Source organism: Cupriavidus sp. AU9028, from assembly GCF_019795295.1.
Lineage (GTDB): Bacteria > Pseudomonadota > Gammaproteobacteria > Burkholderiales > Burkholderiaceae > Cupriavidus.
On sequence record NZ_JAIMCG010000002.1, the window covers coordinates 325,030 to 338,182 of the forward strand.

General features: G+C 68.5%; 12 protein-coding genes. 7 read left to right on the top strand and 5 right to left on the bottom strand.

The genetic code is table 11. The features are described 5' to 3' along the window. Positions 1-6: 6 nt before the first annotated feature. Positions 7-480, bottom strand: a complete 474-nt coding sequence (locus K6V06_RS03755; protein ID WP_222240226.1) for a DUF2269 domain-containing protein — start codon at positions 478-480, stop codon at positions 7-9. After that, the gene (locus K6V06_RS03760; protein ID WP_222240227.1) at positions 462-1,898 is read right to left on the bottom strand and encodes an SDR family oxidoreductase; all 1,437 of its coding nucleotides are present in this window, start codon (positions 1,896-1,898) and stop codon (positions 462-464) included. Before K6V06_RS03760 ends, K6V06_RS03755 begins: the two co-directional genes overlap by 19 nt. Here K6V06_RS03760 and K6V06_RS03765 point away from each other — a divergent pair. Beyond that, positions 1,869-2,384 carry a hypothetical protein gene (locus K6V06_RS03765; RefSeq protein WP_222240228.1) on the top strand — a complete coding sequence of 172 codons (516 nt, stop codon included), beginning with the start codon at positions 1,869-1,871 and terminating at the stop codon, positions 2,382-2,384. The two genes, K6V06_RS03760 and K6V06_RS03765, sit on opposite strands and share 30 nt — an antisense overlap. 135 nt (positions 2,385-2,519) lie before the next feature. Here the strand turns inward: K6V06_RS03765 and K6V06_RS03770 are convergent, their stop codons facing one another. Next, a complete protein-coding gene (locus tag K6V06_RS03770) occupies positions 2,520-3,188 on the bottom strand; it encodes a GntR family transcriptional regulator (protein ID WP_222240229.1) in 669 nt (222 codons plus the stop codon). A 277-nt stretch (positions 3,189-3,465) separates the two neighbouring features. On the opposite strand from K6V06_RS03770, the gene K6V06_RS03775 reads away from it, so the two are divergent. From K6V06_RS03775 to K6V06_RS03795, 5 genes are read left to right on the top strand one after another with little or no spacing between them, the layout of a single operon-like run. Next, on the top strand, positions 3,466-4,737 hold the full coding sequence (locus K6V06_RS03775) for an MFS transporter (protein ID WP_222240230.1): 1,272 nt from the start codon (positions 3,466-3,468) through the stop codon (positions 4,735-4,737). Between the two features lie 34 nt (positions 4,738-4,771). Beyond that, positions 4,772-5,527, top strand: coding sequence for a LamB/YcsF family protein (locus K6V06_RS03780; protein ID WP_222240324.1), 756 nt, complete (start codon positions 4,772-4,774; stop codon positions 5,525-5,527). 43 nt (positions 5,528-5,570) lie between these two features. Next, positions 5,571-6,383 (top strand): putative hydro-lyase, encoded by an 813-nt coding sequence (locus tag K6V06_RS03785; RefSeq protein ID WP_222240231.1) that lies wholly within the window; start codon positions 5,571-5,573, stop codon positions 6,381-6,383. A 25-nt stretch (positions 6,384-6,408) separates the two neighbouring features. Beyond that, complete coding sequence (locus K6V06_RS03790; protein ID WP_222240232.1) at positions 6,409-8,040, top strand: 5-oxoprolinase/urea amidolyase family protein; 1,632 nt, start codon at positions 6,409-6,411, stop codon at positions 8,038-8,040. A 41-nt stretch (positions 8,041-8,081) separates the two neighbouring features. Then, a complete protein-coding gene (locus tag K6V06_RS03795; RefSeq protein ID WP_222240233.1) occupies positions 8,082-9,812 on the top strand; it encodes a biotin carboxylase N-terminal domain-containing protein in 1,731 nt (576 codons plus the stop codon). A gap of 64 nt (positions 9,813-9,876) precedes the next feature. Here the strand turns inward: K6V06_RS03795 and K6V06_RS03800 are convergent, their stop codons facing one another. Both K6V06_RS03800 and K6V06_RS03805 read right to left on the bottom strand, forming a co-directional pair. Continuing rightward, a complete protein-coding gene (locus tag K6V06_RS03800; RefSeq protein ID WP_222240234.1) occupies positions 9,877-10,542 on the bottom strand; it encodes an FMN-binding negative transcriptional regulator in 666 nt (221 codons plus the stop codon). Between the two features lie 309 nt (positions 10,543-10,851). Next, positions 10,852-11,280 carry a hypothetical protein gene (locus K6V06_RS03805; RefSeq protein WP_222240235.1) on the bottom strand — a complete coding sequence of 143 codons (429 nt, stop codon included), beginning with the start codon at positions 11,278-11,280 and terminating at the stop codon, positions 10,852-10,854. A gap of 320 nt (positions 11,281-11,600) precedes the next feature. On the opposite strand from K6V06_RS03805, the gene K6V06_RS03810 reads away from it, so the two are divergent. Next, positions 11,601-12,947, top strand: a complete 1,347-nt coding sequence (locus K6V06_RS03810; RefSeq protein ID WP_222240236.1) for an erythromycin esterase family protein — start codon at positions 11,601-11,603, stop codon at positions 12,945-12,947. Positions 12,948-13,153 lie beyond the last annotated feature (206 nt).

Here is a 13,153-nt window from a genome sequence, read left to right on the forward strand (position 1 = left end):
GCCGGGCTAGAACAGCTCGGCCGGCTTGGCGATCATCAGCCAGAAGATCGCCAGGAAGGCGAACAGCGCCGGCACGCCCAGGACGAACCACCAGCGGAAGTATCGCCAGTAGGCCGGGGGCAAGGGCGCGCCCGCGCCCGCGGCGGCCGCCGCGACATTGCGCATGCGCATCTGCAGCCAGACCACCGGCAGCCAGCAGGCAATGGCAACGACATACAGAATCACCGAGAACTTCAGCCAATCGGCCTGCCATGGGAAGTTGGCGGTGCGCACCAGCATGTAGCCGGTCAGCGGCTGCAATATCGCGGTCGATGTGGTGAACAGCCAGTCCGCGATCACGACATGACGGGACGTCACCGCAACGGCATGGGTGTCGCGCGTCAGCGTGGCGGCCAGCAGGTAGAACGCACTGCCGACCCCGGTGCCGAACAGCAGGGTGCTTGCCACGACGTGTATCCACTTCAGCGTGATGTAGTCCATAGCCTGTGTTCCAGCGTGCCCAGCAGCCACAGCGCGGCGAGCATGGGCAGGTTCTTGGTCAGTGGCCCGTACGGATGCAGCCAGAATTCGGGCAGCCGCACGGAAATGATGACGGTGTAGCCGAGGATCAGCGCCGCCTGCGCAGCCCACACCCACGGGAAGCCCGGGCGCAGCCGCCAGCGGGAGAAGCACAGCAGGCCCAGCACGATGTCGAGCACCGCGGCGCCATAGAGCGACAGCGGCTGCAGGGCGGGCGGCACGCCGGCGCGCGCCAGCAGCGCGTAGCTCTCCTGCACCGGGTAGACGCCCAGCGAGACGATGCCGGTGATGATCCAGACCGCCGCAATGGCCAGGCGCAGCACCGGCAATTGCCAGCGCAGCACGGCGGCGCTGCGGGCCGGTTCGCGCCAGGCAGCGGGAATGAAGCGCTCGACCGGCAGCGGCTGTCGCCCAAGCAACCGGCGCAGCGGTTCCGGGTCGGCGGTGTTGCCGCGCGCCAGCATGGTCAGCGCGTCGCGGCTCATCGGCAGCGCGGGGGCGAGGCGCGCGACGACCGGCGCCATCGCAAGGGCAAGCGATTGCGGCACCGACATGACGCGCAGGCGTCCGCCGTGTCCCAGCAACGCGCGCAAGGCCGACAAATAGCCGTGCAAGGTCACCGCTTGCGGACCGACCACGGCAAGCCGTCCCTGCTGTGACGCTTCGGACGATGGCGCCGCGGTGCCCGGGGTCGCCAGCCGCACCACCGCTTCCACCAGGTCGTCCACATGCACCGGCTGGATCCGCTGCTTTCCTCCGTCGGGCAGCGCGAGCAGCGGCATGGTGGCCAGCATGCCGAACATCGAAGCGCTGACGCCCTCGGCGCCGAACACCAGCGAGGGTTGCAGCACCACCGCCCGCATGCGGCCTTGCCGAGCCAGATCGAGCAGCGCGTCGTCAGCGGCCTTCTTGCTGCGGTGATACGCCGTCTTGGCCCCGTCATCCGCGCCGAGCGCGGACAACTGGATCACCGTATGCACGCCGGCCTCGGCGCAGGCGGAGAACAGCGCGATGGGCGCGCGCCGATGCAGCACGTCGAAGGTCTGCCCCGGCCGCTCCTCGAAGATGCCGACCGCATTGACCACCACGTCCACGCCTTCGAGCAGCGGCCGCCAGTGCGAGGGGTCGAGCATGGCGTTGAAATCGGCGGCACGGAATTCGCATGATGGCTGCACCGGTCCGGACCGGCGCCGGCTGGCATCCGGATCGCGCACGCCACAGATCACGCGGCAGCCCGCTCCCGCCAGCGCCGCGGCGATCCTGGCCCCGATGAACCCGCTCGCGCCGGTCAGCAGCACCGTGGGTCGCCCCAAGGGCGCCGGCGCCCTGCCCTGTCCAGAGGAATCGACATGTCCAACGTGCTCCAGTTCGTCGGCCATACCCTGCAATCCGGCAGTTGCGCCAGTGCGCTGTCCACGCTGGCGCTCGCCTGCGCCGGCCATTTCGAAACCCGGCATGCGGTCGCCCCCGTCAATGCCATCAGCCACTGGCTCTGGGGCGATCGTGCCATTCACGTCAACTGGCCGGCCTGGCGATATACCGCGGTGGGCTATCTGATCCATCATGCGACGTCCGTATTCTGGGCTGCGTTCTACGAAGGCTGGACCAGCCGCTCGCCAGAGCGGCGCCGCACCCTGGCGGCGGTCGGCGCCGGACTCGCGGTGGCCGCGGTGGCCTGCGTGGTGGATCTGAAGTTCACGCCGCGGCGGCTGACGCCGGGGTTCGAGCGCCGGCTGTCGCCACTGTCGCTGGGGCTGGTCTACCTGGCCTTCGGCCTGGCCCTGCCGCTGGCCACGCTGTGGCGGGAACGCAGGCGCAATGATGCAAGAGCCATTCCGGAAGCGGGGGAGCGCGAAGCGGCCTGAGTCGGGGGCCGACGCAGGCCATCATGAGCCGGCACCCGGCGGGTTTTGCACGCGGGGGAGAATTCTTACAAGGGGCAGCCTCGGTGTGCCGGCGCGATGTTCCGCCGGGAGGCGGTGAGCGACCGTCAGCTACGGTCAGCGGGCACTGAACACTGGATGCCGCGAGCAGGCCGACAGCACGATGCGCTCGGACTGCACCAGGTAGTCGTTCAGCGCGCTGGCACATTCGGCAAGCTTCCCCGCCTCGAACAGCTGCAGGATGTGCTGGTTCATTTCGACATAGGGGCCATGCAGGTATTCGGCGTCCTGCAACATGCCGAAGGCCAGCCGCAGTTCGGCAAGCAGGTGGGCGAACATGACGTTCAGCCGCTCGCTGTCGGCCAGCTCGACGATGGCCATATGGAATTCCATATTGGCCGTGCCCGCGCCCTGCCAGTCGCCATTGTCGCGACACTGCAGCCCCGCTTGCACCGCCGCGCGCATATGCTTCCTTGCAGGGTGACTCGGATAGGCGTGGGCGATCGCCTGGCATTCGATCAGCCGGCGCACCCGGTAGATGTCGATGATGCTGGCGATGCTGGGCACCGCCACCGATACCCCGCGGTTCGGCTCGTGCTTGAGCAATCCCTCCTTGGTCAGCACACGAAAGGTCTCGCGCAGCGTATTGCGCGAGATCTGCAGGCTCTCGCTGAGCGCCGCCTCCGACAGGCGCTGGCCGGGCGCGAATTCGCCCTGGATGATGCGGTGACGGATGTCTTCGGTGACTCGGTCGGCGAGATTTCTGACGTCAGAAGTGGTGGTCATGTCGAGTGGAAGCAGCGGGGAGGCCGCGAGCTGCGCCTTGCGGGCCTGATCTTACCCGACCTTGTTCAACAATCTGGCCAGAAGTGAGCGGGATTCCTGGCTCCAATGGGAGGCTAGGTGTATACCATGATCGAAACCCGGCACTGTTTTGTTGAACAATGCGTGACGTGTGGTTGAGCTACCGTGCCGTTTGTATCAACGCCACACATGTTTTGCTAAACAGAAACCGGAACGGCGGGCGTGGGCCTGGCGCTCCTCATCGATAGCGAGCACAACCATGTGGCTAAAGGAAACGACACAGGGAGAGCGCAAGACGCTCTTCGCCGCCTTCGTCGGCTATGGCGTCGATGCGTTCGACTACATGATCTACACGTTCATGATCCCCACCTTCATCCTGGTGTGGGGCATGACCAAGGCGGAGGCGGGCTATATCGCCACCGGCGCCCTGATCAGTTCGGCGCTGGGCGGCTGGCTGGCGGGCATCCTCGCGGACAAGTACGGCCGCGTGCGAATCCTGCAGCTGACGGTGCTGTGGTTCAGCCTGTTCACCTTCCTGAGCGGCTTCACGCAGTCGCCCGAGCAGCTCTTCGTCACGCGCATGCTGCAGGGGCTGGGCTTCGGCGGAGAATGGTCGGTCGGCTCGGTGCTGATCGCCGAAATGATCCGGGCCCGCCATCGCGGCAAGGCGGTGGGGCTGGTGCAAAGCAGCTGGGCGGTGGGATGGGGCCTGTCGGCCATCGCCTTCTGGGCCGTCTATGCGCTGGTCGAGCAGGAAACCGCCTGGCGCGTGCTGTTCTGGCTCGGTGTGCTGCCGGCGCTGTTCATCCTCTACATCCGCCGCAACATCGCGGAGCCCGAGGTCTATCGGGCAACCCAGGAGCGGCTGGCGCGCACCGGCCAGAGCAACAGCTTCATGCTGATCTTCAAGCCGGGCGTGCTGCGCACGACGGTGCTGGCCAGCCTGCTGGCAACCGGCATGCAGGGCGCCTACTATTCGGTCACCACCTGGCTGCCGACCTATCTGAAGATGGAGCGCAACCTGTCGGTGCTCAACACCAGCGGGTACCTGATGGTGCTGATCGCCGGCTCCTTCGCTGGCTACCTGACCAGCGCCTGGCTGTCGGACCGGCTGGGGCGCCGCCGCTGCTTCATGCTGTTCGCGATCTGCGCGGCGATCCTGGTGATCTGCTATACGAAGCTGCCGATTACCGACGCGGTGATGCTGGTGCTGGGCTTCCCGCTCGGCTTCTTCCTCTCCGGCATCTTCTCCGGCATGGGCGCTTACCTGACCGAGCTGTACCCCAGCCACATCCGCGGCTCGGGCCAGGGTTTCTGCTACAACTTCGGACGCGCCGTCGGTTCGGTGTTCCCCGCGGTGATCGGGCATATGGGCGCCACCATGTCGCTGGGCGCGGCGATCGGCTATATGGCCGCCGGCGCGTATGGGCTGGTGGTGATCGCCTGCCTGGTGCTGCCGGAAACGCAGGGACGCGAGCTGCTCGACGAGGGCGAGGTCGAGGCCGACGCCCGAGCCGAAGCGGTGCACTGACGACGGGGCGCCGCCTGCAAGGACAACTGACATGATGCAAATCGACCTGAACAGCGATCTGGGCGAGAGCTTTGGCGCCTGGACCATGGGCAACGACGCGGCAATGCTGGATATCGTCAGCAGCGCCAACGTCGCCTGCGGCTTCCATGCCGGCGATCCGGCCGGCATCCTGCGCACGCTGGAAGCCGCGCAGGCACGCGGCGTTGCAGTGGGCGCGCATATCTCCTACCCCGATCTGCAGGGCTTTGGTCGCCGCAACATGGACGTCGCCAGCGCGGACCTGATTGCCGATGCGATCTACCAGATCGGCGCGCTGTCCGGTCTGGCGGCCGCAGTCGGCGCGACCGTTCGCTATGTCAAGCCGCACGGTGCGTTGTACAACACCATCGCCCATGATGAGCGCCAGGCGCGCGACGTGATCGCGGCCATCCGCAAGGTCAATCCCGATCTGGCGCTGGTGGCGCTGGCCGGCTCGCCGCTGGTGACCTGGGCGCGCGAGGCGGGGCTGCGCGTCATCGCGGAGGCCTTCGCCGACCGCGCCTACACGCCGCAGGGCACGCTGGTGTCGCGCCGGGAAAAAGGCGCGGTGCTGCACGATGCCGAACGGGTCGCGCAACGCATGCTGCGGCTGGTGCGCGAGGGCGTGGTGGAAGCGATCGACGGCAGCCTCGCGCGCGTCGAGGCGCAATCGATCTGCGTGCATGGCGACAGCGCGGGGGCGCTGGAAATGGCGCGCGCCGTGCGGCAAGCGCTGGAGAACGATGGCGTGACCGTGCGCGCGTTTGCCTGAGCCCGCGCCATTGCAGCAACCGCGAGAACACTGGAGAACCGACATGCAAGCCAGCGCACTGGAACAGGCCCGCGCGGCCGCCATCGACGCTGCCCGCGCCGCCCGCGAGCGCTATCGCGCGGGCGCGGTGCAACCGACCGCCGGGGTCGCGCCCGGCATGACGCAGGCGAACATGATCGCCCTGCCGCGCGACTGGGCGTGGGATTTCCTGCTGTATGCGCAGCGCAATCCCAAGCCCTGTCCAGTGCTGGACGTGATCGAAGCGGGCTCGCATCGGACCGTGCTGGCCGACGGCGCCGACATCCGTACCGACATCCCGCTGTACCGGGTCTGGCGCGACGGCAAGCTGGTCGACGAAGTCGCCGACGCCACCGCGCTGTATGACGAGCATCCGGACCTGGTCACCTTCCTGATCGGCTGCAGCTTTACTTTCGAGACGCCGCTGCAGGAAGCCGGCATCGAGGTCAGGCATATCGCCGACGGCTCCAACGTGCCGATGTATCGGACCAGCCTGCAGTGCCGTCCCGCGGGCCGGCTGCACGGCGAGCTGGTGGTGTCGATGCGGCCGATCCCCGCGCACCGGGTGGCCGATGCGGTTTCCATCAGCGGGCGCTTTCCGTCGGTACACGGCGCGCCCGTGCATATCGGCGAGCCGCAAGCCATCGGCATCGCCGATCTGGGCAAGCCCGACTTCGGCGATGCGGTGCGCATCGAGCCCGGCGAGATCCCGGTGTTCTGGGCATGCGGCGTGACGCCGCATGCAGCGGTGATGGCCTCGGGCGTGCCGTTCGCGGTCACGCATGCGCCTGGCCACATGTTCATCACCGACGTACCCGACACCACCTATCACGTCTGATTCCCCCGTCTTCGCGGAGTCCGTCTTGCGCTTTCTGCCTGTCACCACCAACGCATTGCTGGTGGAGCTTACCGACCTGGAACAGACCCTCGCGCTGCTGGCCTCGCTGCAGCGCGATCGGCTGCCGGGCGTCGACGAACTGGTCCCGGCGGCGCGGACCATCCTGGTCTGCTTCCGTCCCTGGGTAGTGAGCGCCGGCGCGCTGGTGGCCAACATCGCCGGCCGCGATCTCTCGCAGCGGGTCGCCCGCAGCGACGTGCTGATCGAGATTCCGGTGCGCTACGACGGCGAGGACCTGGACGAAGTGGCGCAGATGCTCGGGGTTTCCCGCGACGAAGTGGTGCGCCGTCATACCGGCAGCGAGTACACCGTCGCCTTCACCGGCTTCGCACCCGGCTTTGCTTACCTGAGCGGTGGCCATCCGAGTCTGGACGTGCCGCGCCGCAAGACCCCGCGCACGCGCATTCCCGCCGGCGGGGTCGGCCTCGCCGGCACTTTCAGCGGCGTCTATCCGCAAGCCAGCCCCGGCGGCTGGCAGATCATCGGCGTGACGCCGCTGACGATGTGGGACACCGGGCGCGAGCAGCCTGCCCTGCTGCAGCCGGGGTACCGGGTGCGCTTCACCGATCTGGCGACGGTGGGCGATGCCGCGGACCTGCACTCTTCAGCGTCTTCTGCATCTTCCGCACCGCCGCGCGCCAACGCGCTTGCGACACCGGCCCGCAACGCTGGCGCCACCGCTCCCGCGCTGAAGGTCAAGGGCACCGGCCTGCTGACGGTGTTCCAGGACCTGGGCCGCCCCGGACAGGCCGGCCAGGGCGTCTCGGCGTCCGGGGCCATGGACCGGTCTTCGCTGATGACCGCCAATCGCCTCGCCGGCAACCCCAGCGATGCGGCGGCGCTCGAAACCGTCGGCGGCGGGCTGCAACTGCAAAGCGTGGGCGAGACGGTGGTCGCGGTCACCGGTGCTCAAGCGCCGCTGACCCTGCGCAGCGCCGATGGCCGGCAATGGTCGGTCCCCGCCTGGCAGCCGATTGCGCTCGCCGACGGCGATACCTTGACGATCGGCCAACCGGTAGCGGGCGCCCGCTGCTATGTGGCGGCACGCGGCGGCTTTGCCGTCGATCCGGTACTCGGCAGCTGCGCGACCGACACGCTGGCCAACGTCGGGCCCGCGCCGCTGGCCGTGGGCGATGTGCTGCCGCTGCGCGAAGCGGCAGCGGGCGCCGTGGTCGGCGCGCACGCGCTGCCACCCGAAGGGCTGCCCACGGCGGCCGAAGACGTCGTGCTCGACGTGGTGCTGGGTCCCCGCACCGACTGGTTCACCGCCGAGTCGGTGGCGCGGCTGGCCCAGCAGCGCTGGCAGGTCACGCCGCAATCGAACCGCGTCGGATTGCGGCTGCACGGCGAGACGCCGCTGGAGCGCGCCATCACCGGCGAGCTGCCGAGCGAGGGCACCGTGCTGGGGGCACTGCAGGTGCCGCCCAGCGGCCAGCCCGTGCTGTTCCTCGCCGATCATCCGCTGACCGGCGGCTATCCGGTGATTGGCGCGGTGGCGCCCCACCATCTCGATCGTGCGGGCCAGATCCCGGTGGGCGCCTGGCTGCGCTTCAACGTGATCAGCGCCTTTGAAGACCTGCGACCGTTCGCCGCCTGAGCGCGAACGCCGCGACCCGAAGCCTCCTACCGAGACTTGCGATGAAGAAAGTCCTGATTGCCAATCGCGGCGAAATCGCCGTTCGCATCCTCCGCGCCTGCGCCGACTACGGCGTCAGCTCGGTGGCCGTCTATGCCGATGCCGATATCGACGCGCTGCACGTGCGTCTTGCCGACGAGGCCTGGGCACTCGACGGCGAGCGGCCGGCCGACACCTATCTGAATATCCCGAAGCTGATCGACATCGCCCGGCGCAGCGGCGCCGACGCGGTGCATCCCGGCTACGGGTTCCTGTCCGAGAGCGAGGCCTTCGCCCGCGCAGTGATCGAGGCCGGCCTCACCTGGATCGGCCCGTCGCCGGAGACCATCGCCCGCCTGGGCGACAAGGTGCAGGCGCGCAAGATCGCGTTGCAGGTAGGGGCGCCGCTGGTGGCGGGAACGCCCGATCCGGTCTCGGATGTCAGCGAGGTGCTCGCCTTCGCCGAACGGCACGGCCTGCCGATCATCATCAAGGCGGCCTTCGGCGGCGGCGGTCGCGGCATGAAGATCGCGTGGCGCATGGACGAGGTGCAAGAGCTGTACGCTTCCGCGGTGCGCGAGGCGATCACGGCCTTTGGGCGGGGCGAGTGTTTCGTCGAACAGTTCCTCGACAAACCCCGCCATATCGAAGCGCAGGTGCTGGCGGACCGGCATGGCAACGTGGTCGTGCTGGGCACGCGCGACTGTTCCCTGCAACGGCGCAACCAGAAGCTGGTCGAGGAAGCGCCCGCGCCCTTCCTGACCGATGCGCAGCGCGAGCGCATCCACGCCGCCGCCCGCGACATCTGCGCCGCGGCGGGCTACACCAGCGCGGGCACGGTCGAGTTCCTGCTCAGTGCCAGCGGTGCGATCTCCTTCCTCGAGGTCAACACGCGGCTGCAGGTCGAGCATCCGGTGACCGAGCAGACCACCGGCGTGGATCTGGTGGTGGAGCAACTGCGCGTGGCCGACGGCCTGCCGCTGTCCATCACCGGGACCCCGGCGCCGCTGGGCCACTCGATCGAGTTCCGTATCAACGCCGAGGATGTCGGCCGTGGCTTCCTGCCGACGCCGGGGCCGGTGCAGCGCTTCGAGCCGCCCGCCGGCCCGGGCGTGCGGGTAGACGCCGGCGTTCAGTCCGGCTCGGTCGTGCCCGGCGCGTTCGATTCGCTGATGGCCAAGCTGATCGTGACCGGCGCCACCCGCGAGCAGGCCCTGGCGCGGGCGCGCCGCGCGCTGCGCGAGTTCCGGATCGAGGGCGTCGCGTCGGTGCTGCCGTTTCACCGCGCGGTGATCGAGCACCCGGATTTTCTCGGCGAGGATGGCTTCCGGGTCCATACCCGCTGGATCGAGTCGGACTTCGCCGCGCCGCTGTCCGCGGCCGCGCGCGCGGAGCCGTTGCAGGACACCGCGCTGCTGCGCACCGCCATCGAGATCGACGGCCGCCGCGTGGTACTCGGCTTGCCGCCGCAACTGCTGGCGGGGCTGGCCAGCACGCCGGTTCAGTCGGGAGCCGTGGCGGGGGCGCAGGAAGCACCGGCCAGCGAAGCCGACTTGCCCGCGCCGATTGCCGGCACCGTGCAGGCCTGGAGGGTCGCGGTCGGCGACGAGGTCAAGGAGGGCGACCTGGTCGCGGTGATGGAGGCGATGAAGATGGAGATGCAGGTGCTCGCGCACCGCAGCGGCCGCGTCAGCTGGCAGGCGGAAGCGGGCAGCATGCTGGCGGCCGGGGCGCGGCTGGCGAGCATCGAGTAGCAGCGCCGACGTCGGCGCGGGGGCAGCCGTGGCTCCCGCGTCCTGCCACTGTGACGGCGCCTGGCTATCCGCGCTCGATATCCGGATGCGCGGCAACCAGCGCGGCCATCGCCCGCGCCATGGCGTGCGCCGGCCGCTCGGCTTCGCGCAGCAGGCCGCTGACAACGCCCTCACGGTCCGAGGCCGGCCGGTTCTGGCTGACCTTCCACTTGCCTTCGATGCGCTGGATCGGAATCTCGACGCCGACCACCGCGCGCAGCATCGCCTCGACAAATGCCGGCGGCGCATCGTCGACCGACCAGGGATGCTCGCGGTCCGTCTCCATCTGCCGCGTCAGCCCGTCCACCTGCGCGCGCAGCCAGCCGGCGTCGTCGACGACTGCCGGCGTGCCGTGCACCTGCACGGCGGCATAGTTCCAGGTCGGCACCGCCTTGCCATGCTCCAGCTTGCTCGGATACCAGGACGGCGTGACATAGGCCTGGGGTCCCTGGAAGACGATCAGGCAAGCGGTCGCCTCGCGCAGGGCCGCGGCCATCGGATTGGCCCGTGCCAGATGCCCGCGCAGCGTACCGAGGCCGCGTTCGCCGGGCGCGTCGTCGAGCAGGAAGGGCACGGGATCTGCCACCAGCCCTTGCGGGCCGTGCACCGTCAACCAGCCGAGCGGGAACTCGCGAATCAACTGGTGCTGCAGCGCAAGCCGGGGTTCATCGAAGGCGTTGGGACGGTACATGGAGGGCTCCTGGGCGGATGGTCATCATGATAAGGGAATGAATGACCGGCCTTGAAACCCGGCGGGCTGTGCCAGATGCCCGCCGCCCGCCAAGCTCCCGTTGCCCTCTCCCCCGGCCCCTCTCCCACAAGTGGGAGAGGGGCGCAAAGCGGCAGGCCATGCACCCTGCCTCGGCATGCTGCCCCTCTATCCTTCTCAGCGCGCTGACGGTGTGCTCCCCTCTCCCGCCCCGGCGGGAGAGGGGCCGGGGGAGAGGGAAAGCGAACCCGCAGGGCTTGCCGAAACGCCCTCGACGTGCCCCGTCAACAGCTATTGCGCCGTCGTACCCTCCCCCTGCGAGTGCGGCAGGAAAGCGCCCGGCGTCATGGTGAAGAGGCTGCGCCAGGCATCCAGCCAGCGACCTTGCAGATCGGCGCTCAGCTCCATCATGCTTTCGCTGTAGCGCATGGCCATCGACAGCGGCGGCAGCGGCGAGCTGATCTGCTGCGCCAGCCGTTCGTCGGGCCACTTGAACCACCACGCCGCCCAGTGGAAGCCGTTCTCTTCCATGAAGGTGCCGTAGAAGTTCCAGGTCATCCGCGTGAGCTCCATATAGTTCTGCACCAGGTTCTGTCCCGCCATCACCGCTTGCTGCGGGTCGGCTGCGAAGGCTTGCCCGCCGCCAGCGGGAACCAGTGCACGAGACGTGGCTTGCTGCGCCTGCTCTGTCATCTGCTGTGGAGTCGAAGTTGGGCTCATAGTTTTGCTCCGGTAGGACTGGTGAGTGGCATGTTGGAGTGGGCAGGTTTTGCTGGAATGCAGCAATGGGGGCTGCCCGGCACAAGCGCGTATTGCACGCAAGAACGGCGCCCGCGGTGTTGCGCAGGTTTCAACGGATGCCGTCGCCGTGGATGGCGGATTGCCGGTGCAATGAGCGCAGCTTTTACAGTGCTCCCGAACCGGGACATTGCCGTTGGACAGACCCGCTCCATGACGCGGCCTCCCCGCGGCGATTCGCAGAGCGCGGCTCATCTGGCACGGACGATGCGTCAGTTCCCGTTTCCGATGGAGAACTGACGATGAATCCCTCCCTGCATGAGCCGACGAGTGGCCAGGCAGTCCCCGAGAGCGATCTGATCGAGCGGATCGCGAGCGCCGCCGAACGGTTGCCGGCGATGGAATCGTCTGCCTTCGGCACAGCGGTCGATCGCTTCGCGAACTGCCGGGTCGTGTTGCTGGGCGAAGCGAGCCACGGCACCCTGGAGTTCTACGAAGCTCGCGCCGCGCTAACCCGTCATCTGATCGAGCACCATGGTTTCAATATCGTTGCCGTCGAGGCTGACTGGCCGGACGCGGCGGTGCTCGATCGGTACGTGCGCCAGCTTCCGGCGCCCGAGCACCAGGAGCCACCCTTCCGCCGTTTCCCTACCTGGATGTGGCGCAACACCTGCGTGGAACGCTTCATCGAGTGGATGCGCCAATACAACGCGGACCGTTCGCCGGAGCAACGCGCCAGCTTTCACGGACTGGACATCTACAGCCTGGGCAGTTCCATCTCGACGGTGCTGGGCTACCTGAACGACGTGGACCCCGATGCCGCCCATCAGGCGCGCGAGCGCTACGGTTGCCTGCTCCCCTGGCGCGGCAACCCCTCCGCCTATGGACTGGCCGTGCTGAGCGGCCGTGCCCGCGACTGCGAGGACGCCGTCACCGCGCAGTTGCAGGCGCTGCTGCAAAAGCGGCTGGACTACGCGGGGACCGGGCACGAACCCTTCTTCGATGCCGCGCAGAACGCGCATCTGGTCGCGTCCGCGGAGCAGTACTACCGCCTGATGTACCGGGGCGGCCCGGACAGCTGGAACCTGCGCGATACGCACATGTTCGACACGCTGGCGCGCCTGATCGAGATCGGCAGGCCGAATGCGCGCGCGGTGGTGTGGGCGCACAACTCGCATATCGGCAATGCCCAGGCCACCGCGATGGGGCGGGACCACGGCGAGGTCAATATCGGGCAACTGTGCCGGGAGCGCTTCGGCGCGCAGGCGGCGCTGATCGGCCTGTCCACCAGCGGCGGCACGGTGGCCGCGGCGTCGGACTGGGACGGCCCGATGGAAATCAAGACCGTGGTGCCGGCTCGCTCCGACAGTTACGAGGCGCTGTTCCACCGCACCGGCATCGACCGCTTCCTGCTGGACCTGCGCGAAGGACAGCACGAGGACATGCGGACCCTGCTGACGGTGCCGCGGCAGGAGCGCTTCATCGGCGTGATCTACCGGCCCGACACCGAGTTCGCCAGCCACTACGCGGTTGCCTGTCTGCCGGAACAGTTCGACGCACTGCTGTGGTTCGATACGACCCGCGCCGTGGACGCCTTGCCCACCGGCATGCGCGCGGGCGTTCCGGACACCTATCCGTTCGGCGTGTAGCGCGGCTTGACGGCAGCGCGTTGCAGGAATCCGACGCCGACGGCGCAAGTTGCATCCGGTCACAAGGCGGAGACGGCCCGGCGCTATCATCGGCACGCCAGCAAGCAACGGTCGATTGCCGATCCCATGCGCCTGCCCTCCAGCGTTTCCCGTCCGCCACGCCCACTTGCCAACCGCCGTGCTGGCCGGCGTGCAGCGCATCGTGC

Bases quoted from the DNA above. Each gene is read 5' to 3' on its own strand.
- K6V06_RS03755 (WP_222240226.1), bottom strand. From the start codon at position 480: ATGGACTACATCACGCTGAAGTGGATACACGTCGTGGCAAGCACCCTG.
- K6V06_RS03765 (WP_222240228.1), top strand. From the start codon at position 1,869: ATGTCCAACGTGCTCCAGTTCGTCGGCCATACCCTGCAATCCGGCAGT.
- K6V06_RS03760 (WP_222240227.1), bottom strand. From the start codon at position 1,898: ATGGCCGACGAACTGGAGCACGTTGGACATGTCGATTCCTCTGGACAG.
- K6V06_RS03770 (WP_222240229.1), bottom strand. From the start codon at position 3,188: ATGACCACCACTTCTGACGTCAGAAATCTCGCCGACCGAGTCACCGAA.
- K6V06_RS03775 (WP_222240230.1), top strand. From the start codon at position 3,466: ATGTGGCTAAAGGAAACGACACAGGGAGAGCGCAAGACGCTCTTCGCC.
- K6V06_RS03780 (WP_222240324.1), top strand. From the start codon at position 4,772: ATGCAAATCGACCTGAACAGCGATCTGGGCGAGAGCTTTGGCGCCTGG.
- K6V06_RS03785 (WP_222240231.1), top strand. From the start codon at position 5,571: ATGCAAGCCAGCGCACTGGAACAGGCCCGCGCGGCCGCCATCGACGCT.
- K6V06_RS03795 (WP_222240233.1), top strand. From the start codon at position 8,082: ATGAAGAAAGTCCTGATTGCCAATCGCGGCGAAATCGCCGTTCGCATC.
- K6V06_RS03800 (WP_222240234.1), bottom strand. From the start codon at position 10,542: ATGTACCGTCCCAACGCCTTCGATGAACCCCGGCTTGCGCTGCAGCAC.
- K6V06_RS03805 (WP_222240235.1), bottom strand. From the start codon at position 11,280: ATGAGCCCAACTTCGACTCCACAGCAGATGACAGAGCAGGCGCAGCAA.
- K6V06_RS03810 (WP_222240236.1), top strand. From the start codon at position 11,601: ATGAATCCCTCCCTGCATGAGCCGACGAGTGGCCAGGCAGTCCCCGAG.